Consider the following 21,347-nt stretch of genomic DNA (forward strand, 5'->3'; position numbering starts at 1 on the left):
TAGTCAACTTGACTTTGAATTGAAGCATACAATTTATTAATTAATCACATGATTATCTCTTAAAATATACAAAAAAAAGCGATTGAATTTTCAATCGCTTTTTTCTTATGTAATTGGATTAATTTGCTTTTTGAATACCGCCTTCCAACCAAGCTTTGTACTCATCTACATCGGGTGTATACCCTACAGGCTCAGATAAACGCTGTCCGTCTGCATCCAAGACGATATAGTATGGTTGCGCATTGGCATGGTAGTGTTTCATTTGAAAATCACTCCATTTATTTCCAATAGTCTTGATTTTTTTCCCAGTTGTTTCTGAAATATACTGTTCATTTTCAGGCAATTCTTTTTTGTCGTCAACGTAAAGAGAGATCAAAACCACCTCTTTTTTCAAAAGGGCTAAAATTGCTGGATCAGACCAAACGTAATCTTCCATTTTGCGGCAATTAACACAAGCGAATCCTGTAAAGTCAAGTAAAACTGGTTTGTTTACCGCTTTTGCATATGCCATTCCTTGTTCGTAATCCGTAAAGGCTACGATATCATGTGCGCCATATTTTGCTCCTTCAGGCAATGCTTCAGCTGTAGAGCCGCCACCGCCGTTTCCTTTACCTCCTACTCCATAAGGACTTTCAGCATAGGTCATCGGAGGAGGGAAACCTGAAATAATTTTCAAAGGTGCACCCCATAAACCAGGCACTAGGTAAATGGTAAAGGTTGTTACAAACAAAGCCATGAATAAACGTCCTACGGAAATACTGTCCATTGGACTATCGTGTGGCAATCTGATTTTTCCAAATAAGTATAAGGCCCAAGCTCCGAAAATGGTAATCCAAATCGCTAAGAACACTTCTCTTTCTAACCAATGAGCTTGCAATACAAGGTCTGCATTTGACAAGAATTTAAAGGCTAAAGCCAATTCTAGGAATCCCAATGATACTTTTACGGTATTCAACCATCCGCCAGAACGCGGCATTGAATTTAACCATCCAGGGAACATGGCAAATAGCATAAATGGAAGTGCCAAGGCTAAAGAGAAGCCTAACATTCCAACAATAGGTGCAATTCCTCCTTTTGAGGCTGCTTCTACTAGTAGTGTTCCTACAATAGGTCCTGTACAAGAGAAAGAAACAATTGCCAGCGCTAACGCCATGAACAAGATTCCGATTAACCCTCCGCGATCTGCTTGTGAATCTACTTTATTCGCCCATGAATTCGGTAGCATAATTTCGAATGCCCCTAAAAAAGACGTTGCAAAAACAACAAGTAGCAAAAAGAATATAATATTAAAATAGACGTTTGTCGAGAGCGCATTAAGTGAATCCGCACCAAAAATAGCTGTTACAATGGTACCCAATACTACGTAAATCAAGATGATTGACAATCCGTATATAATGGCGTTCTTAATTCCTTTAGCGCGTGTTTTACTTTGTTTGGTAAAAAAGCTCACAGTCATCGGAATCATTGGAAACACACAAGGCGTTAACAAAGCGGCGAATCCAGAGAAAAAAGCCAAGATAAAGATGGTAAACAACCCTCTTTTTTCTTCTGTTTTGGGTGTTTTTGCTGCTGTATCATTCGGTTGATTTGCGTCGCTTTTTGCAGCAACTGCCTCCGTTTTATACGCTTCAAAATTATCTACTTCAGTAACTTGTAAAGTCTTTAAATCGTAGACAAACAAATTACTTTGGCTAATACAAACGTCTAAACAAACTTGATACCCCAATTCTACTTGAATATTTGGTGTATCTGCATTGGTCAATTTAATATCTTGTACCAGCTGTACTGGTCCTACAAAATAGGTTTCATCCACTTCAAAGATGTCGTTATAAACCGTTTTGGTTTCGCTTTCTTTCGCTTCGCCAACTAGTTCATAATTTCCCTCGATGTTGTTGTATAAAAATTCAGTTGGTAACGGCCCTCCATCAGCTGTATATTGGGAGTACATATGCCAACCATCTTCGATAATACCATTCCATGTGATGGTATACTCGGTGTCGGATTTCTTCTCAATTTTCGTGGTCCATTTGGCAGGATTTTCCATCATCTGCGCTTGAACACTAAAAATAGACACAAAGAAAAATAGCAAATAAGCTAATTTTTTCATACGGTTAATTTAATTTTTAAAACATTAATAGTTGTATTTCTTACTTTATATCGTTCATCCATTCGACTTCCAATAATCCATACAATAGTTTCACCTGAGCATAAGACCCATAGATTTTCTCTTTCTATTTGGGTCATTTTCTCATCTTTTACATATTTCGAGATCCGCTTCGTTCCCTTCATGCCAAAAGGCACAAAATAATCTCCTTTTTTAGGCTTGCGAATTAACAGGGGAAACTGCAATTTATCTCGATCGAGATAAGCGCATAACGGATCTGTGGTTAATTCAATTTTACTTCTTTCATAATTTCTGGTTGTTAGTTGTATCGGTTGTTTAATTGTTTGGTTCTCTTGAATGTAATACACGTCTTCTGCTTGCTCAATCATTTTATTTTTCAATCGCAACAAGAGGTAGCCTCTGTCTTTGATTAAGCAATAGTGTTCTGCTAGTATTTTCTTTCCTGTTTCTGCCTTGAGCAAATCAGCGATATCTCCCCAAGCTTTAAAACCGTAGGGTTCTAACCATTTGTAGAGATAAGCCTTAGGCAAGGACAATTCGTTTAATTCATTTAGCGGGAACAACAAGTCATCGCCTTGCTTGATCACCACTTTTTCAAACATCAGTTGACTGGCATCGACACTCATCTGATGGGTTTCTTTTAAATAGGCAATCGTTTGTTGAAACGATTGATCTAATTGGTGATTAATTTCCTTAAAAACAGGCAAGATATTTTTTCTTATCTTATTTCGCAAATATTTTGTTTGTGCATTTGTATAATCCTCCCGCCAAACCAATTGATTAGCTTGTGCATATTGCTCAATTTCCTCCCGAGTAAACACGAGTAATGGCCGCCGAATATAGTCAATTCGCTCGGGTATCCCTAACAGTCCTTCGATACCAGTTCCCCTTGAAAAATTAATAAAAAAAGTTTCCATAGAATCATCCAAGTGATGTGCGGTCAATAAAAGCTTATACTTTTCGCCTTTAATAAGTGTTTCAAACCACTGATAACGCTGTTCTCTTGCGGCTACTTGAATAGACACTTTCTGTTCCGTTGCATAGTGTTTGGTATCAAATTCTTGCACAAAAGTAGGCACGTTTAGCTGTGTACCTAGGGACTCAACAAATTGCTGATCCAAATTGCTATCTCCATCGCGCAAGTGGAAGTTGCAATGCGCTAGAGCGATATTCAAGCCTATACGGTGACATAAATGCGTTAATACGACGCTATCAACCCCACCGCTGACAGCAATTACAAGTGGATGCTGGGTTAATTCAGCAAAATTTGATTCAATGTGTTTTTTAAACTTTTTTTCCATGGTCACCTCAACATAACTAAACCCAAGGGGCATAAAAAAGAACTTTTACCCACCATTATTTAGTAGCCTTCAAAAATACCTATTTTTTTACGATAAACGCGTAGTAAACATTCATTTCTATGCATAAAAAAACCACAAATCGAAATTTGTGGTTGCGTATTATTCGAGTTCAAGAGCGGAATTTTGCGAATAGGTTCTCCATTTGTCAATGCAAGCAACCATGTCTTGAGGCACTTCTGAGTCAAAGCGAACATATTCTTTGGTAACGGGATGTTCGAAGCCCAATGTTTTAGCGTGTAATGCTTGTCTTGGCAAGAGCTGAAAACAATTTTCAATGAACTGCTTATACTTGGTAAAAGTCGTTCCTTTTAAGATGAGATTTCCTCCGTAGCGTTCATCGTTAAATAGGGTATGTCCGATGTGTTTCATGTGCACGCGAATTTGGTGGGTACGTCCTGTTTCTAAACGACAAGAAACTAGGGTTACATAGCCAAAACGCTCTAAAACTTTGTAGTGGGTAACCGCCCATTTTCCTTTTTCTTCGTCGTCAAAAGCGGCCATTTGCATGCGGTCTTTGACATGTCTTCCAATATAGCTTTCAATTGTTCCTTCTTCTTGCTCTACATTTCCCCAAACCAAAGCTACATATTCTCTTTCTGTAGTTTTTTCTGCAAATTGACGTTGTAGTTCCGTCATGGCCCATTCGGTTTTTGCCACCACGAGTAATCCACTGGTATCTTTGTCGATGCGGTGGACCAATCCAGGGCGTTCACTGCTGTTTAAGGGTAAATTGTCGAAGTGATACGCCAATGCGTTCACCAACGTACCGGTATAGTTTCCATGTCCTGGATGTACCACAAGGCCAGGTTCTTTATTTACCACTAACAAGGCATCATCTTCATAAATAATATTCAGCGGAATATTTTCGGGGATGATAATATTTTCAAAAGGCGGTTGTTTCATCAATACGCGCACAACATCCAGCGCTTTTACTTTGTGGTTGGATTTTACGGCTATATCATTGACAAAGATATTTCCATTTGATGCGGCTTGTTGAATCTTATTGCGCGTTGCATTTTCAACTAAGTTCATCAAAAATTTATCTACGCGTAAAGGCGCTTGTCCTTTACCCGCTTCAAATCGAAAATGTTCATACAATTCTTCTTCAAAATCGTCAAACACCTCATTTACATTCTCTTGCATAAATTACGTTGTCTTAATCAATAGTAGGAGCTACATCTAGTTGTTCGGCTGAAAGCCCCGCTTTCCCATCCCCTAACACGAAATCAATCTTAGAGTTTTTCACAACTAAATCTCCTTTTTTTAGTTTTTTCCCATTTTGTTGGATCCCCAAAACAACATCTTTACCAATAAAAGTAGTATAGGATATTGTTCCTTCTTTTAATCCCATCGAAATAATCGTGGACCTAGCTTGTCTGTATGTCAATTGCTCCAGTTCAGGCAAAATAACTTTACCGTAGCCAGAAGCATTAATCTTCACATAAATTTTCCTATTCTCTTTCACACTAGATCCTGGCATTGGATCTTGTTCCAATACGGTTAAAGGGGGAAAGTTTTTATCGTAATCCAACGTATCCAACACCACCATGCGCAACTCATTTTTTTCAATTACTTGCTCTGCTTGAAAAGTATCTAACTTCAATAAACTAGGTACTTCAATTCGCTGATCGTGATTTGTCGTTATTTTCAACCATTTCAAAAGGCCTACTACGCCCACAATGGAAATTACGATGGCCGCTGCCAGGGAAATTAAAAAGCTTTTGCTTTTCAAAAATTGAAATAATTTCATAGGATATATTTTTGACAAAGATATAAAATCGAAAAGATTTTTTGTTTCTGTGTTTTGTTATAAATTTGTTTTAAACAATATTATCCAATTCTTTTAAAAATCTAACTTCAAACATTCTTGGCATATGAAGCACGTAGCAATAATTATGGGGGGCTATTCGAGTGAATTCGAAATTTCACTAAAAAGTGGTCAAGTCGTATTTGACACTTTGGATCGCACACAATACACGCCATACAAAATCCATATTTTTCGCGATAAATGGGTCTATGTAGATGAAAACCAAGAGGAGTTCCCTATAGATAAAAATGATTTTTCTGTGGTACACAAGGGGAATAAGATAAGGTTTGACGTTGTATTTAACGCCATACACGGCACACCTGGGGAAGACGGTTTATTACAAGCGTATTTTGAACTAATCAAAATGCCTCACACTTCTTGTAGTTCGTACCAAGCGGCATTAACCATGAACAAAAGAGACATGCTCTCAGTATTGAAGCCTTATGGAATTAAAACGGCTATTTCCTACTACCTAAACGAGGGAGATGAGATCAACACGGAAGAGATCATTCAACGCGTTGGGCTTCCCTGCTTTGTTAAGCCTAACCGTTCTGGGTCGAGTTTTGGAATTTCGAAAGCTCATACAACAGAAGAGCTAATCCGCGCGATTGAGGTGGCTTACAAAGAGGATAATGAGATCTTGATTGAGAGTTTCTTAAAAGGTACAGAAGTATCTGTAGGCGTGATCAATTACCAAGGGGAAGTAATTGTATTACCTATTACGGAAATTGTAAGTGAGAATGACTTTTTTGATTATGAAGCGAAATATTTAGGTAAATCGCAAGAAATTACACCTGCGCGCATTGACGAGGCACTCAAAGAAAAGATTGAAGCTATCGCTATAAAAATCTATCGCATTTTAAAAATGGACGGATTTTCTAGAAGTGAGTTTATCATCGTTGGCGACACACCATTTTTATTAGAGATGAATACAGTACCTGGATTAACAAGAGAAAGTATTTTACCGCAACAAGCTGCAGAAGCGAATATTGCACTGTCCGATTTGTTTGGCAACGCAATTAACTTAGCTTTGCAAAACTAAAGACTCCCAAAGTATGAGAAGAGCTGTATTACCAGGGTCCTTTGATCCTATTACCAATGGGCATTACGACATTATTAAACGAGCGTTGCCTCTTTTTGATGAGATTATTATTGCGATTGGTGTAAATGCTGACAAAAAATATATGTTCAGTTTAGAGGAACGCAAAGCGTTTATTGAAAAAACCTTTGCGGGTGAACCCAAAATAAAAGTGGAAACCTACCAGGGATTGACAACAGATTTTTGTCATCAAAAACAAGCGCAATTTATTTTAAGAGGCTTGCGCAATCCGGCTGACTTCGAATTTGAGAAAGCCATTGCCCACACAAATCGCTTCTTAACCAAGATTGAAACCGTATTTTTACTTACGGCTGCTAGCACCTCATTTATCAGCTCGAGTATCGTGCGCGATGTCATCCGAAACAATGGAGAGTACACCAAATTAGTTCCGCCACCGGTGAGAATCTAACCATATAAAAAAGTCGCCCGCATGTAGATGCGGGCGACTTTTTATTTATTCACTAAGCAAACCTGCTTCTTCTACTAAGAGTTTAATGTTTTCATATGAATTGGACATGGCTTCTTTGATTTGATCTTTGTCGAACCAAACCACCTCTTCAATTCCCTCTTCTACTTGGCCTTTTAATTCACCTTGGTAAGATGTGGTCATCTCAAACCAACTGGTAATTTTCAATCGATATTTGCCATTGCGCTTAAAAACGTGATACGTCTTAGGCAATTTTCTGATGATCTCTAGCTGTCCGACTCCTGTTTCTTCCTCAACTTCACGCATTGCGGTTTCTCCGATTTCCTCTTGCTTTTCTATACCCCCTTTGGGCAAATCCCATTTGCCGTTGCGCTTGATAAATAGCACTTTTCCCTCTGCATTGTACACCACTCCTCCTCCTGCTTTTTGAACGGGAATTTTTTCTTTTAACCTTTTCATCATTGCTTTTTCATCAGGATGATATAAAAATGCCTTATCAATTTTATTTTGAAAATATTTAATGATAATTTTGTCAATATCAACACTGTCTAACAAGAACAACTGAAAATCGGTTTCTTTCTCAATTTTATCAGTTAGAAACAACGGTTTATCGTTTACAAAAACTTTATACATTTGTATTATGATTTTTACTAAAGAAACAGCTCAACAAACTGCCGAATTACTTCTGCAAATTAACGCAATTAAATTAAATCCAAAAAATCCTTTTACGTGGGCTTCTGGATGGAAATCACCTATATATTGCGACAATCGAATTACACTGTCTTATCCTGAGATAAGAAAATTCTTAAAAGAGGAATTTGCTAAGCACATTGTGGAGAAATATGGCAGACCAGATGTCATTGCTGGTGTAGCAACTGGAGCAATTGGAATTGGGTTATTAGTAGCTGAAGCTTTACAATTACCTTTCGTATACGTTCGTCCTGAGCCTAAGAAACACGGGAGACAAAATCAAATTGAGGGGCAACTCGATGCAGGAAAAAAAGTAGTGGTTATTGAAGATTTAATCAGCACAGGGAAAAGTAGCTTACAAGCCGTTGAAGCATTGAAAGAAAATGGGGCTGAGATCTTGGGGATGGCGGCCATCTTTACCTATGAATTTCAAGTATCAAAAGACAACTTTGCTCAAGCCGGTGTAGAATTAACGACTTTGAGTAACTATACATCCTTATTGGAAAATGCAGTAAAACAGCAGTATATTTCTGCTTCTGATCTAGAAACACTACAAGAATGGAGAGTTAATCCATCTGAATGGAATCAATAACTAAAGAAATAAGAATATGCAATTAGAAAGTCCAAAAGTAACAGTAGCGCAATCCGCTGAATATATATTTAACGCATTATCTGACGTAAAAAACTTCGAAAAGTTAATGCCTGAGTCGATTGCTAAATTTGAAGTAACAGGGGATGATTCTTTCATTTTTGCGTTGAAAGGAATGCCTGAAATCAAATTAAAAAAGAAAGAGGCAACTCCAAACTCTACTATTGTTTTAGGTGCTGCTAGTGATAAATTGCCGTTTACCTTAACGGGAACTATTGCGGAAATAGACGCTAAAAACACAGAAATTCAACTTCACTTCGAAGGAAATTTCAACCCAATGATGGCGATGATGGTCAAAGGTCCCATCGGAAAATTCATCGAAGCTTTAGCAGGAAACATGAATAAACTATAAAAAAAAGAGCTTGATAAAAAATCAAGCTCTTTTTTTTTATTTCAATTCTACGGTGTATTCTAATACACGTGGATTATCAATAATCTCTGACATTTTAAATGTTTTGACAAAAGACTTTCCATCTTGTGATATTAAAGCATCTGTATAGGATACCGATTTAATAGGTTGCTCGAAATTCACTTTCAATTGATAGGTAAACATCGCAGCCATCTGTCCCATTTCACCTAAGGATTTTTGCAAATCTCCTGATTTCATCTCGACTTTGCGTTGGAATGATTTCTTCTTCAATTCAAACATAGAAGCTTTAACAAAGGCAGGTGCATCCATTTTTTTTCCATTGTTCTCCCCTAAAGCACTCAATTCGTCTAAGTTTCTCAAAGATTTATTCAAGTCATCTACATTTTTTCCCAACACTTTTAATGCAATATTCCCCACAGAGTCATTCATCATGACACGCATGCGAATGTTTTGCGTTTTTTTCAACAAATCGGGATTTGCTTTTAAAATACTATCTTTCTTTTGCTCTGGGTTTTTACTTTCCAACAAGCTGATATCCAATAGCTGCTCAACCGACAACTCTTCTCCATTAATTAAATCCAATGCTTTTTTCACATCTCCTGATGTAGCGTTAGTAGAAGGCATTGTTTTTAGTAATTCAGAAAAATCCATATCCAAAGAAAACGTGATGTTTCCTTCTTTTTTTACGGTTACTTCTTCTGTTGTTACACAAGATTGTAACATAAAGCCTATAGCGATGGCTAATCCGATTAACTTTCTCATTTTGAAATATTTTTTTACAAAAATAGACAAAACTTATCAACAGCCATACCTTCTTTTATATTTCCCTTGTATTCTACTGAGTTCACATTAGTTTTGGTGTTTGATAAAGCTCAACTGCACTTCTCAACTCATACCGTTTGACTGAAAAAAATTAAAAACATTGTTTTACTTGTTTTACTCAAAAACTTTTTGCAAAATTTGCAATCAAATATGTTTCACCATTAAAAACGAAGAAAAAATGTTTGTACTAAATTCTACTTCAACATTGTTCACACCGGCACAGCGTGCATGGGTGTATCTTCGCGGTACTTCTTTGTAGTAAAATCAATTACTTTATATATGAAAAGCCCGAAGATGTAGATTCGGGCTTTTTTTGTTTATTCCGGACCCTTTACAAAACCCCGAATTGACGTGTTGGTCGAACGCCAACCACTTTCACACGACTCAAGCGCTAAAAAAGCGATTTCTTGAGTGGTTATTATTGTCAATTAAACAACATATCATGGGAAGGAAACTTTCGGGGAAAGACCTCATTCAATTGGGATTTCCCCAAAATAATACAATCAATATTGCACTGGGTACAATTAGTCGATATAAGAAAAAAGAAAACAAAGATGCCGTACTACGAGAGGCAAAACAAGTGTTACAAGCCCCGGAACGCTATTTAGGTGATGGCATATGGGGCAAAGTAGCTGAGAGTATGGTCAAGCAGGTCGAAGTGAGACGACACGAATTGACGCATACCCGCGCCCCTTTCTCCATTTTTGGAGAAGATGGGATTGACGAACAGACTAAATATCAATTATTCACTGCCCTAAAGCTACCTGTTGCAGAAGCAGGTGCCTTAATGCCTGATGCGCATTACGGTTATGGATTGCCTATTGGAGGTGTTTTAGCCACCAACAACGCGGTTATTCCTTATGGAGTAGGTGTTGATATTGGATGCCGCATGAGCCTATCTGTATTCAATTTACCTGCGAGTTTCCTCAAAGGTAAAGATCATCAACTAGTAAATATTCTCTCAGCTCACACCAAGTTTGGCATGTATGAAACACACGCCAACAAAGTGGATCACGAAGTATTCTACCGCAGCGAGTTTCAGGATATTCCCTTTGTTAAAGGGCTTTTAGACAAAGCTTACAAACAATTGGGTACCTCAGGAGGAGGCAATCACTTTGTAGAGATTGGAATTGTGCACTTAACGGAAACAAAACCCGAATGGAAATTAGCTCCGGGTGCCTATGTTGCGGTTTTATCGCACAGTGGATCGAGAGGTTTAGGCGCTAATATCGCCAAGCACTATACGTATTTGGCAACCAAACAATGTCCATTGCCGAGTCATGCTCAGCATTTGGCTTGGTTGGATCTGCATACACATGATGGCCAAGAGTACTGGTTGGCGATGAACTTAGCAGGGGATTACGCCAAAGCTTGCCACGATGATATTCACAGACGAATTGCAAAAGCCTTGGGAAAACAGATTGTCTTTACCATTGAAAACCACCACAATTTTGCGTGGAAGGAGCTTATTCAAGGCAAAGAGCTGATCGTACATCGAAAAGGAGCTACCCCTGCTGCTGCAGGGCAATTGGGGATTATCCCAGGATCAATGACAACCCCGGGCTTTATTGTAGAAGGCTTGGGCAATGAAGCGAGTTTACATTCAGCTTCTCATGGTGCAGGTCGTTTGCACTCGCGAAATGTCTGCAAGAGCAAATTTACTAAAAGCGACATTAAAACAGCTTTGAAAACGGCGGGTGTGCAGCTCCTCGGTGGCAGTGTAGATGAAGCGCCTATGGCGTATAAAGATATTCACGCCGTCATGCACGCACAATCGGATTTAGTAAAAACGCTCGGTATGTTTACGCCTAAATTCGTGCGGATGGATAAGTAAGAGGAAAATCAACCTATAAAACTACCTCAGCAAGAGGTGTTGCAGACACCCTAATTAATAAAAAAAGGGAGCTAAAAGCTCCCTTTTTTATTGTATTTCCGCACTTAATCCTGCGTCTAACAATTGCAGGCATTGTGGTTTTAACTTTTTAAATTCTCCCGTCTTCACGGTACACTTTCCTGTATAATGCACCAAAATAGCACATTGTTCCGCCTGTTCGGCTGTGTGGTCGCATACTTTAATTAAGGTATCAATCACGTGATCAAAAGTATTCACATCATCATTGTATAAGATAATCTCACTTTGACCATTTAATAACTCCGATACATCAATTTTTTCTTTTACTATTTCCTTTGTATCTCCCATATTATCAAAATTTTAATACGATGACTAACGTTTTTTAAACTTCAAAGATACCCAATTATTTCTTTCTAATTGATTTTCAAAGGTTAAACCTTTTTCTTCCGCTGCTTTTTTAATGCTTGGAATATCTTCTGTATAGAATCCACTAAAGTAAATTTCCCCTTGTTCTTTCATGGTTCGTATATAAGCATCCATGTCATTCAACAAAATATTGCGATTGATATTTGCCAATACTACGTCGTACTTTGGTTCTTTAACCAAGATAGAAGCATCTCCTTCGAATACTTGGATAGTAGTACACGCATTACGCGCTGCATTTTCTATTGAGTTCAAATAGCACCAGTTATCAATATCCACTGCATCAACTTGAGAAGCACCGCGCATTGACGCTAAAATAGCTAAGATGGCCGTTCCACATCCCATGTCCAAAACAACCTTGTCTTTCATCTCGTTAGTTAAAATTTGACGCACCATCATATAAGTTGTTTCGTGGTGTCCTGTTCCAAAGCTCATTTTGGGTTCGATAACGATATCGTATTTCGCTTGGGTTTTTTCGTGAAATGGCGCTCGGATGTAGCATATACCATCTACATCAATTGGATTGAAGTTTTTTTCCCACTCCTCATTCCAATTCACTTGTTCAATCGCTTCTTTGCGGTAGGTAATTGTAAATTGATCGGATTGCAAAATGTAAATATCCTCTAAAATATCCTCCGTCCACAATTCTTCTTGTACATAAGCACTTACACCGATTGCTGTTTCTTCAAAACTTTCAAAAGCCTTTTCACCTAACTCGGCGATAAGAATTTCTACACCAGGCACTAAAGGCTCTACTGTAAAATGATATCCAATATATGACATACTGTAATGTTTACTATCTTTAATTAACCATTTAATAACATTGTCCTTACATTACAATAACAACGATATAAATGCAGTAACAAAACTAATCTTATTTTTGCAATCTCAACACACGAACACATGAAAAAGATCTATTTATTAATATTGACGTTACTTTCATTTAACGCAATAGCACAGAAAATCGAAAGGGTTAACAACGATGTTAAGTTAGCTCAATTGCCTTACTACAACTTTGGTAAGGGGGTAGGAATTACTTCTGCGGATAGTATTTTCCAATTGAACTTGCGATTCCGCATGCAAAACCGATTAACCTTTGCTGAAAACGACGGAGGAAAAACGAAATACGAGGGGGAAATCAGACGTTTGCGTTTGCGTTTTGACGGTTATGTTGGAAATCCGAAATTTTTATACGTGATTCAATTGTCTTTTGCGCCAAAGGATATGGGGACAACCGTAGAAGGTGAATCTGTTAATATCATACGCGATGCGGCACTGACCTATCGTCCAAATGAAAATTGGAGTTTTATCTTCGGACAAACAAAATTACCGGGAAATAGACAGCGTATAAACTCTTCGGGCGCCTTGCAACTAACGGATCGCTCCATCAATAATGCCAAATTCAATATTGATCGCGATTTTGGTATACAAGCCTACTACCACCAAGAGCGAAAAGACAAATTTGGCTATGTTATTAAAACTGCTGTATCTACGGGTCGAGGAAGAAACTTCCAGGGATCTGAAAGCGACAGTTACGCCTTGACTGGGCGAGTTGAATTATTCCCAATGGGAAGTTTTAAAAATAACGGAGCTTATTTCGAGGGAGATATCGCCCGCGAGAGCAAGCCTAAATTAATGCTTGCAGGAACGTTTTCACACAATAACAACGCGGAGAACTCTCAGGGACAAACGGGGAATGCACTATTTGAGACTAAAAACCTCAATTCCTTTATGGCAGATGCCATCTTAAAATACAACGGATGGGCGGGAATGGTCTCTTTTATGAACCGAAATGTCGACGATGCTATTACCTACCAAACGGATCTTGACGGAATAAAACAAAGTAGCTATGTTTATGCTGGGCATGGAATGGACTATCAATTGAGTTATATTTTCCCAAGTAATTACGAAGTAATTGGTCGTGTTTCTACTCAAAAAATGAAAACGCAATTGTACGAACAGTTGAATTTACCTAATACAACGCAATACTCTGTTGGAGTAACCAAGTACTTATGGGAACACGCGTTTAAACTACAAGCTGAATTGACATATGATCAACTTAGTTTTTATCAAGGATCGAGTAAAAACAATTGGTATTTTAGAATGCAATTTGAAATCGGAATCTAATCTTTGGTTTTTTAGTTCAAATTTCACGCGATAGATAACAAAAAAACAACGCTTATTCAAATCAATTGAAAAATAATTACAATCCTATATTTTTTTTCTATATATTTATAAGAGTAACCAACTTAAGTAATTAGCTATGAACAGATTATTTTATTATTTCAGCATTATACTAGTTGGAGTTAGCGCAATGAGTTGTAAAGATAAATCAACGGCAACCACTCCAGCTGAAGTAGAGACGAGTACTCCTGTAGATCAAACAAAAATTGAGTCAGCTATTCAAGAATACGAATTAATATCCCAAGAAAAAATAGATGATTTAAACCAGGCAATTCAACGTGATAAATTGACTTCAGTAGAGGAGATTATGCGTTTTTACTCACCTGAAACTAAAGGTGCAGAAGGAAAATACACCTACGATATAACCGTATTGAAAATGGCTAATTCATCGACGATACTTGTTACTTTGATTGAGGATGGAATCAACGATGATTCGATGCGAGCGAAAAAAGTAATCATGAACGTCACTGCAAAAGACGGAAATTTTGTAGTAACGAAAATAAAACAAAGTTACAAATGCTGGGAAGGAAGAGGACATAGCGATTGGAATGCAAGCTATTGTAATTAACATAAAAAAAAAGTCGTGCAATGCACGACTTTTTTAGTTGATGTATTTCTTATTCAGCTTTCGCTTGTTCCTCATCTCTTTTCGCAATATTCATATTTGGAAATTTCTTTTGAATAGATTGCAAAGCAAATTCATTAATCTCATTCATTGCTTCTGGTGAAGGTAATTTTAATGTTTCTGCGTTGTGTTTCAAAACTTCTTCTAATAAGATCTGCGTTCTTAATAATTGAAAGTTTAAATCGATTAATTCTCCTGCTACGTCGATATCTCCTAATTTCATCTTAGTGTAATTAAATTAAATTTCTATTTTTATTTCAATCAAATTTAACAAACAATTTCTAATTTATACTAGAAAAGATTTTATTCTTTAAAATAATAATTCAGTGGTTGTCTCAAATTGTAGCGCGACGCCATGACTTCACCATAAGCACCAGCAGAGCGAATGGCGATCAAATCTCCTCGATGTAAAGGCGGCAGTTGAATATTTTTACCAAAACAGTCGCTACTTTCGCAAATGGGCCCGACCACTTCGTACAGTACGGATTCTTCTAGGGATACCTGTGTAGCTGTTAGACTATCGATTTTGTGTTGGGCTTGGTATAAAGCTGGTCGTAATAATTCGGTCATTCCTGCATCCAAGATGGCGAAGTTTTTATTTACTCCGTTTTTGATGTATAAGACACGGCTGATCAAACTACCGCAGTTGGCCACTAATGATCGCCCCAGTTCAAAATGCACTTGTTGTCCTTTCTCAGGGGTCAAAAATTGATTAAAAATAGAAAAAAAGGCAGCAAAATCAACGATAGGCTCTGCATCAGGTTGAGCGTAGTTGATTCCTACACCTCCACCAACATTTAATATAGGCAAGACGTAGCCTCTAGCGACAAACCAAGCATTCCATTCGTTTACCTTGAGACACAAACGCTTGAATACCGTCCAATCAGAGATTTGAGATCCAACGTGAAAATGCAAGCCTACGAGAGTGACTCTGCTTTCTTTTTCCTGAACAAACGACAGACAATCCTCGAGTTCATGCATAAAAATACCAAATTTATTTTCGTCCAATCCTGTGGTGATATAGTGATGTGTTTGAGCGTCAATATTGGGGTTGATACGCAAAGCGACACGAGCTTCTGTCTGCATTTTTTGCGCAAGAGCACCGATAACTTTTAATTCTTGTAAGGATTCAACATTAAAAGCTAAAATTCCGTGTTCCAAAGCGGTTTGAATGTCGCGATCGGTCTTCCCTACTCCAGCGAAGACAATATCCTCAGCCTGAAATCCATGGGCTATTGCCTGTTCGATTTCCAATCCGCTCACGCAGTCTGCGCCCATACCACTCGCGCTAATTTCTTCTAGGATGCGCGGATTAAAATTGGCTTTCACCGCATAGTGGATGTGATACCCCCAGCGATCAGCTTGTGCTTTGGCCGTGGCAATGGTTTGACGTAGCAAGGGCAAATCATAGTAGTACATTGGTGTTTCCTCTTGCTGCAGTTGTGCTAATATAGTTGTTGAAATCATAAGTATATCTTTAAAATAAGCGGTGATGTAAAGCGCGTAACGCTTCAATTTTATAGGCTGAAGGAAGGAGTAGCGAAATATTGTGTTCGCTTCCTCCATAAGAAATCATGCGGATTGGAATGTGTTTAACTGCTTCAGATACGATAGTGGCATAGCCATTTTTATTGCGCTTAAAATCCCCAACAACACAAACAATAGTCTGATTTTCATCCACTTCTACACTGCCAAAGTGATTGAGTTCCGCAATAATTTCATTCAAATGTGTAGTCTTATCAATCGTTAAAGACACGGCTACTTCGGAAGTAGTGATCATATCAATGGGCGTTTTATAGCGTTCAAAAACTTCAAAAACGCGTCTAAGAAACCCATAGGCAAGCAACATACGAGAGGAATAAATGCGAATAGCAGTAATCTCATCCTTTGCAGCGACGGCAACAATTTCATCGTGGTGATCAAAGCGAGAGGAGATCAATGTCCCTGGGGCCTCAATATGCATCGTATCAAGTAAACGCACGGGAATATTGGCTTTTTGCGCTGGAAAAACGCTCTGGGGATGTAGGATTTTCGCTCCGAAATACGCCAATTCCGCTGCCTCGTCAAAACTCAGATGAGCAATCGGTTTGGTATGCGAAACACAGCGGGGGTCATTGTTGTGAAACCCATCAATATCCGTCCAAATTTGAATTTCTTCCACTGCTAAAGCAGCCCCAACTAGAGAAGCCGTGTAGTCAGATCCTCCTCGTCTTAAATTATCTACCTCGCCAAAGGCATTTCTACAAATAAACCCTTGGGTGATAAACAGCGTATCTGAAACATAGGAAGTCATCAACTGCTCTAATCGCTGTTTGATATACGGCAAATCGGGTTCGTTGTCTTCATTCATACGCATAAATTCCAGTGCTGGGAGCAAGACCGACCTTATCCCTTTTTCCTGCAAATAACGGTGAAACAAAGCAGTCGACAGCAGTTCGCCTTGAGCTAAAACTAAGCGCGATTCGGCAGTCGTAAATAAATCATCGCCCAAAGCAATCAACAAATTAAAATGATGATGTATTAGTTGGTTCCCCTCGAGTTTCCCTTTTTCTGTCGCAAACAATTCTAAGACAAAATCTTCGTATTTGACTATTAATTCTTGAATGAGTTCCCGTGCTTGAAACACATTTCCTTGGGTATACTGGGCGGCAATCTCAACCAAGGCATTCGTTGTACCTGCAACTGCAGAGAGAACAATCAGGTGCTTATCCGTGGATTGAGATTGAATAATGGGCCATAACTTTTCGAATCGCGCTGGGCTTCCAACAGAAGTCCCTCCAAATTTTAAAACTTTCATCCTGTGATTTTTATAAAAAAAGGGGTTTGTCGTCATGACAAACCCCTTGTTATTTTATTCGATTATAAAAAAAAGGACTTTCCTCACGACAATTGACGTAAGCTAAGCTTTTTCCCCTTTTTTATAACGATTGTGTACATATTTTCTTTTCTTTTAACTCAGCAAATATATTTGTTTTTTGCTGACGATTTACCTTATTAATTTATTTTTAATTATATATTAGTTTATTTTTAACACTTATATATGTTACACCTGAGTGTGTAACCTGTAATAATCGAAAGAGGGGGCGCTTACATTTCTCCGATCCTTTTCCCATCAAAAAAGAATAATAGTTTATATTTGCCTATCCTTTAAAAAGGAGCAGAAATGGTTTTATCGCCATCTTTTTTCTTACTTTGCAAGACTAGACAAACAAACTATGCGCGCTTTACAGTCCTTAAATAAATATTTTTTTAAATATAAGTATCACTTTCTAACTGGGGTAATTATTACCATTGTAGCCCAGATCTTTACGTTATACACGCCAAAACTAGTGGGAGATTCCATTCGCATTTTGGAGCAACTCACTGCTTTTGACAAAGAAACGGTAACAGAACTGTTATTATCGAACATTTTTTGGATATTGGTTACCACGCTTATTGCGGGTTTTCTAACATTTTTGATGCGTCAGACGTTGATTGTTATGTCTCGTCATATTGAATTTGATCTTAAAAATGATGTTTTTAAGCACTATGAGGTTCTTACCCAGAGTTTTTACAAGCAAAATCGCACAGGTGATTTGATGAATAGAATCAGCGAAGATGTAGGAAAAGTGCGACAATATGTAGGACCTGCGGTGATGTATTCTATCAATACGCTTATTCGTTTTGCCGTGGTATTAACCCAGATGTACATCATTTCGCCTCAGCTGACGCTATACTCATTGCTTCCGTTGCCGCTATTGGGGTATTTTATATTTAAACTCAGCAAACAAATCAACGAGCGCAGTTTAATCTTTCAGCAAAATTTATCTGTTTTATCAACCTTCACACAAGAGATTTTCTCGGGCATGCGCGTGATCAAGGCCTATGCGATTGAGAAGAAAAAAGTGGAAGAATTTGAAGAACTCACACAAAGTAGCAAAGAGAAATCGCTAAAACTTGCAAAAACAGGGGCCTTAATTGGTCCATTGATGATATTGTTAATTGGGATGAGTAATTTAATTGTCATCACCATTGGTTCTATTCTGTATTTCAACGGTAAATTACCAGATATTGGGGTGATTGCTCAATTCATTCTCTACATCAACATGCTAACTTGGCCTGTTGCTTCTTTGGGATGGATTTCGTCTATGATTCAGGAAGCGGAAGCTTCTCAAAAGCGAATCAACGAATTTTTAAACGTGAAACCAGAGATATACAATACCAATCCCAACCCTACGGAAATCAAGGGAAATATCGTCTTCGACCGAGTGTCGTTTACCTACCCTGACACGGGAATTGTCGCTTTACAAGATGTTTCCTTTTCCTTAAAAAAAGGAGAAACACTTGCTATTTTGGGAAAGACGGGATCTGGAAAGAGTACGTTACTTTCGCTTATTAGTCGCATGTACAACATTGATCAGGGACAGATTCTGTTAGATGGAACTCCGATAGAAGATTGCAACCTGCGAGATCTAAGGCGTAATGTAGCAGTTGTTCCACAGGATTCGTTTTTGTTTTCTGACACTATAAGCAATAATATTCGCTTCGGAAAAGAAGATGCGACTATGGAAGAAATTGTCGAAGCGGCAAAAAAGGCGGTGGTACATCACAATATTGAGCAATTTGAGCACGGATACGAAACTGTACTAGGTGAACGCGGGCTGACACTTTCAGGAGGGCAAAAACAACGTGTTTCCATTGCTAGAGCCTTGATAAAAGACGCCCCAATTCTGTTGTTAGACGACGCATTATCTGCTGTTGACACGGAAACAGAAGAGCGTATCCTCAAACATTTAGAACAGCACAGCAAGCATATTACGACCCTGATTGTGACCCATCGAATTTCATCTGCTAAAAACGCCGATCAGATTATTGTCTTGGATCAAGGCCGTATCATTCAGGCCGGTACACACGATACTTTAATCGATCAAGAAGGATATTATGCGGAGTTACATGAAAAACAATTGAAAGAAAAAGAAATAGTGTAAAAAGTTGGTTTATTAGGATTTTTTTTAGACTTTTGAAAGCTATATATACAAATCAATTAATTGATAGAAGGATTATGAGAGATAACGAAATGTTAGAAAAAGAAGAGATTTTCTCAAAAGTACTGAGAGCGGGTAGAAGAACTTATTTCTTTGATGTAAGAGCTACTAAGGCAGATGATTACTACATAACCGTAACTGAAAGTAAAAAATTCACAGAAGATGATGGATCTTTTCACTTCAAAAAACACAAAATCTACTTGTACAAAGAAGATTTCACAGCATTTAAAGATATCTTAGATGAAATGACTGAATATGTAGTGAACCACAAAGGAGAAGAAGTAATTTCGGAAAGACACCAAAAAGATTTCAAAAAAGAATATCAAAAAGAAGAATCTGATTCATTGAATAATTTCACAGATGTAGAATTTGATGATATTTAATCTACTCGATAACAAAATAATAAAAAGTTCAACTTCTTGAGTTGAACTTTTTTTTTACCTTTGTACGATCACAAGGGCAATGATGTCTGCCTTGAACCGCCTAAGTAGCTGATGACGTCTAGTATACTATAGTTTTATTATCTATACCAGATCGTTATGCATACAATTAAAAAAACAAAAGACTTTCTATTACACCACCTGAGTAAACCGTTTCTCTGGTTATTTATGAGTGTGGTTATCGGTGGATTGGTTGGCACATCTTCAGCACTTTTCCTCTTTATTCTCGATTGGGTTACTGCCACGCGAATGGAACATCCCCTATGGCTCTTGGGTTTGCCTTTGGGCGGTCTATTTGTAGGTGGCTTATATCACTATATGGGAGGCACAGCCAATAAGGGAAACAACTTACTCATTCAGGCATACCATCATCCAGCAGAGAGCATTCCTTTAAAGCTAGCTCCCCTTGTGCTTGTGGGTACATGGATTACGCATTTATTCGGAGGTTCAGCTGGTAGAGAGGGTACAGCTGTTCAAATGGGAGGTGCGATTGCGGCTCAATTTATGCGACTTTTTAAACTCGGGACCTTTGACCGACAAGCACTATTGCTTATGGGGATTTCAGGCGGTTTTGCCTCTGTATTTGGCACTCCTTTGGCTGGCGCTTTATTTGCCTTAGAGCTCATGGTTGTCGGTCGCATACAATACAAGCATATGCTACCTGTAGTTGCAACCGCATTCCTATCGCATTGGGTTTGTCTTAGTTGGGGCATTAGCCATACTGTTTATACCGTGGATGTACTTCCTAACTTCGACCTCCTCACCTTGTTGAAAGTATGCCTAGCAGGATTACTCTTTGGGTTTACGGCTATCGTATTTGTCAAAGCAACGGATGCTGTTGCTCACTGGACAACAAAAGTAATAGTCTATCCGCCTTTGCGTCCCTTTATAGGTGGGATCGTACTGTTGGGGTTATATTGGATGATTCGAGATCCTCGATTTTTAGGTTTGGGCATTGAAACAATAGTTGATTCATTTGCACATGCTCAAGCCTATTCGGTTTTTTTACTTAAAATTCTATTCACTGCACTGACTTTAGGAACAGGCTTCAAAGGAGGTGAAGTCACGCCTCTCTTTTTTATTGGAGCGACCTTAGGTAGCTTTTTAGGCATTTACCTCCAAGTACCGATTGGGTTTCTTGCTGCTTTGGGCTTTGTCGCTGTCTTTGCTGGTGCTACAAAAACGCCACTCGCTTGTATCTGTATGGCAGGTGAATTATTTGGTGGTGAAATACTTATCTATGCAGCACTTGCTTGTTTCCTAGCCTATCGCATCAGTGGTAAACACGGTATATATAAATTTCAATTATACCTATAAAACTGCACTACCATTCACATTTATAGTAATAAAAAAGAACAAAGATTACATTTTATACAGCAGTATAGAAAATTACATAAAAATTATTCACTCAATCTTGATAAAATTATCATATTAGCATTTTTATAGCTT

Annotated in this window: 21 protein-coding genes and 1 riboswitch; of the genes, 10 read left to right on the top strand and 11 right to left on the bottom strand. The window is 38.1% G+C overall.

From position 1 onward, the window contains the following. Nucleotides 1–118: 118 nt before the first annotated feature. The 4 genes from HX062_RS10015 to HX062_RS10030 all read right to left on the bottom strand — a co-directional run bounded on the left by HX062_RS10015 (nucleotide 119) and on the right by HX062_RS10030 (nucleotide 5,236). Entirely contained in the window at nucleotides 119–2,107 is a 1,989-nt protein-coding gene (locus HX062_RS10015; RefSeq protein ID WP_286467282.1) for a protein-disulfide reductase DsbD family protein, read from the bottom strand. Beyond that, on the bottom strand, nucleotides 2,104–3,459 hold the full coding sequence (gene tilS / locus HX062_RS10020) for a tRNA lysidine(34) synthetase TilS (RefSeq protein WP_255492418.1): 1,356 nt from the start codon (nucleotides 3,457–3,459) through the stop codon (nucleotides 2,104–2,106). Before tilS ends, HX062_RS10015 begins: the two co-directional genes overlap by 4 nt. Before the next feature lie 126 nt (nucleotides 3,460–3,585). After that, a complete protein-coding gene (locus HX062_RS10025; RefSeq protein ID WP_182627334.1) occupies nucleotides 3,586–4,629 on the bottom strand; it encodes an RluA family pseudouridine synthase in 1,044 nt (347 codons plus the stop codon). Between the two features lie 13 nt (nucleotides 4,630–4,642). Then, nucleotides 4,643–5,236 carry a PASTA domain-containing protein gene (locus HX062_RS10030; RefSeq protein WP_182627332.1) on the bottom strand — a complete coding sequence of 198 codons (594 nt, stop codon included), beginning with the start codon at nucleotides 5,234–5,236 and terminating at the stop codon, nucleotides 4,643–4,645. Nucleotides 5,237–5,360: 124 nt separating this feature from the next. Here HX062_RS10030 and HX062_RS10035 point away from each other — a divergent pair, with 124 nt between their 5' ends. Next, nucleotides 5,361–6,335 carry a D-alanine--D-alanine ligase gene (locus tag HX062_RS10035; protein WP_182627329.1) on the top strand — a complete coding sequence of 325 codons (975 nt, stop codon included), beginning with the start codon at nucleotides 5,361–5,363 and terminating at the stop codon, nucleotides 6,333–6,335. 13 nt (nucleotides 6,336–6,348) lie between these two features. Then, complete coding sequence (gene coaD, locus HX062_RS10040; RefSeq protein ID WP_182627327.1) at nucleotides 6,349–6,801, top strand: pantetheine-phosphate adenylyltransferase; 453 nt, start codon at nucleotides 6,349–6,351, stop codon at nucleotides 6,799–6,801. A gap of 45 nt (nucleotides 6,802–6,846) precedes the next feature. Here coaD and HX062_RS10045 read toward each other — a convergent pair whose 3' ends face one another. Further along, nucleotides 6,847–7,452 (bottom strand): NUDIX hydrolase, encoded by a 606-nt coding sequence (locus HX062_RS10045; RefSeq protein WP_286467283.1) that lies wholly within the window; start codon nucleotides 7,450–7,452, stop codon nucleotides 6,847–6,849. 7 nt (nucleotides 7,453–7,459) lie between these two features. Here HX062_RS10045 and pyrE point away from each other — a divergent pair, with 7 nt between their 5' ends. Beyond that, nucleotides 7,460–8,101, top strand: coding sequence for an orotate phosphoribosyltransferase (gene pyrE, locus HX062_RS10050; RefSeq protein WP_182627323.1), 642 nt, complete (start codon nucleotides 7,460–7,462; stop codon nucleotides 8,099–8,101). Nucleotides 8,102–8,117: 16 nt separating this feature from the next. Beyond that, on the top strand, nucleotides 8,118–8,510 hold the full coding sequence (locus HX062_RS10055) for an SRPBCC family protein (RefSeq protein WP_286467284.1): 393 nt from the start codon (nucleotides 8,118–8,120) through the stop codon (nucleotides 8,508–8,510). Nucleotides 8,511–8,546: 36 nt separating this feature from the next. Here the strand turns inward: HX062_RS10055 and HX062_RS10060 are convergent, their stop codons facing one another. Further along, the gene (locus HX062_RS10060; protein WP_182627319.1) at nucleotides 8,547–9,290 is read right to left on the bottom strand and encodes a hypothetical protein; all 744 of its coding nucleotides are present in this window, start codon (nucleotides 9,288–9,290) and stop codon (nucleotides 8,547–8,549) included. A 502-nt stretch (nucleotides 9,291–9,792) separates the two neighbouring features. Between HX062_RS10060 and HX062_RS10065 the strand changes: the two genes are divergently transcribed. Beyond that, nucleotides 9,793–11,184, top strand: a complete 1,392-nt coding sequence (locus HX062_RS10065; RefSeq protein WP_286467285.1) for an RtcB family protein — start codon at nucleotides 9,793–9,795, stop codon at nucleotides 11,182–11,184. Nucleotides 11,185–11,271: 87 nt separating this feature from the next. Here HX062_RS10065 and HX062_RS10070 read toward each other — a convergent pair whose 3' ends face one another. After that, the gene (locus tag HX062_RS10070) at nucleotides 11,272–11,550 is read right to left on the bottom strand and encodes an ATP-dependent Clp protease adaptor ClpS (protein ID WP_182627315.1); all 279 of its coding nucleotides are present in this window, start codon (nucleotides 11,548–11,550) and stop codon (nucleotides 11,272–11,274) included. A 24-nt stretch (nucleotides 11,551–11,574) separates the two neighbouring features. Then, nucleotides 11,575–12,408, bottom strand: a complete 834-nt coding sequence (gene prmA / locus HX062_RS10075; protein ID WP_182627314.1) for a 50S ribosomal protein L11 methyltransferase — start codon at nucleotides 12,406–12,408, stop codon at nucleotides 11,575–11,577. A gap of 120 nt (nucleotides 12,409–12,528) precedes the next feature. Here prmA and HX062_RS10080 point away from each other — a divergent pair, with 120 nt between their 5' ends. Then, entirely contained in the window at nucleotides 12,529–13,752 is a 1,224-nt protein-coding gene (locus tag HX062_RS10080; RefSeq protein ID WP_286467286.1) for a porin, read from the top strand. A gap of 136 nt (nucleotides 13,753–13,888) precedes the next feature. Then, the gene (locus HX062_RS10085) at nucleotides 13,889–14,377 is read left to right on the top strand and encodes a hypothetical protein (RefSeq protein ID WP_182627310.1); all 489 of its coding nucleotides are present in this window, start codon (nucleotides 13,889–13,891) and stop codon (nucleotides 14,375–14,377) included. Between the two features lie 49 nt (nucleotides 14,378–14,426). Here HX062_RS10085 and HX062_RS10090 read toward each other — a convergent pair whose 3' ends face one another. The 3 genes from HX062_RS10090 to HX062_RS10100 all read right to left on the bottom strand — a co-directional run bounded on the left by HX062_RS10090 (nucleotide 14,427) and on the right by HX062_RS10100 (nucleotide 17,231). After that, the gene (locus tag HX062_RS10090; protein WP_182627308.1) at nucleotides 14,427–14,657 is read right to left on the bottom strand and encodes a hypothetical protein; all 231 of its coding nucleotides are present in this window, start codon (nucleotides 14,655–14,657) and stop codon (nucleotides 14,427–14,429) included. A gap of 80 nt (nucleotides 14,658–14,737) precedes the next feature. Next, nucleotides 14,738–15,901, bottom strand: coding sequence for a diaminopimelate decarboxylase (gene lysA, locus HX062_RS10095; RefSeq protein WP_286467287.1), 1,164 nt, complete (start codon nucleotides 15,899–15,901; stop codon nucleotides 14,738–14,740). A gap of 10 nt (nucleotides 15,902–15,911) precedes the next feature. Continuing rightward, nucleotides 15,912–17,231 carry an aspartate kinase gene (locus HX062_RS10100; RefSeq protein ID WP_286467288.1) on the bottom strand — a complete coding sequence of 440 codons (1,320 nt, stop codon included), beginning with the start codon at nucleotides 17,229–17,231 and terminating at the stop codon, nucleotides 15,912–15,914. A gap of 418 nt (nucleotides 17,232–17,649) precedes the next feature. On the opposite strand from HX062_RS10100, the gene HX062_RS10105 reads away from it, so the two are divergent. The 3 genes from HX062_RS10105 (at nucleotide 17,650) to HX062_RS10115 (ending at nucleotide 21,215) form a co-directional block, all read left to right on the top strand. Continuing rightward, a complete protein-coding gene (locus HX062_RS10105) occupies nucleotides 17,650–19,401 on the top strand; it encodes an ABC transporter ATP-binding protein (RefSeq protein ID WP_286467289.1) in 1,752 nt (583 codons plus the stop codon). A 74-nt stretch (nucleotides 19,402–19,475) separates the two neighbouring features. Continuing rightward, nucleotides 19,476–19,841, top strand: a complete 366-nt coding sequence (locus tag HX062_RS10110; protein ID WP_182627303.1) for a PUR family DNA/RNA-binding protein — start codon at nucleotides 19,476–19,478, stop codon at nucleotides 19,839–19,841. Nucleotides 19,842–19,907: 66 nt separating this feature from the next. Then, a riboswitch (Fluoride riboswitch) is annotated at nucleotides 19,908–19,969 on the top strand. A gap of 28 nt (nucleotides 19,970–19,997) precedes the next feature. Then, nucleotides 19,998–21,215 carry a chloride channel protein gene (locus HX062_RS10115; protein WP_286467290.1) on the top strand — a complete coding sequence of 406 codons (1,218 nt, stop codon included), beginning with the start codon at nucleotides 19,998–20,000 and terminating at the stop codon, nucleotides 21,213–21,215. Nucleotides 21,216–21,347 lie beyond the last annotated feature (132 nt).

The organism is Myroides sp. DF42-4-2 (assembly GCF_030326445.1).
Classification (GTDB): Bacteria; Bacteroidota; Bacteroidia; order Flavobacteriales; family Flavobacteriaceae; genus Flavobacterium.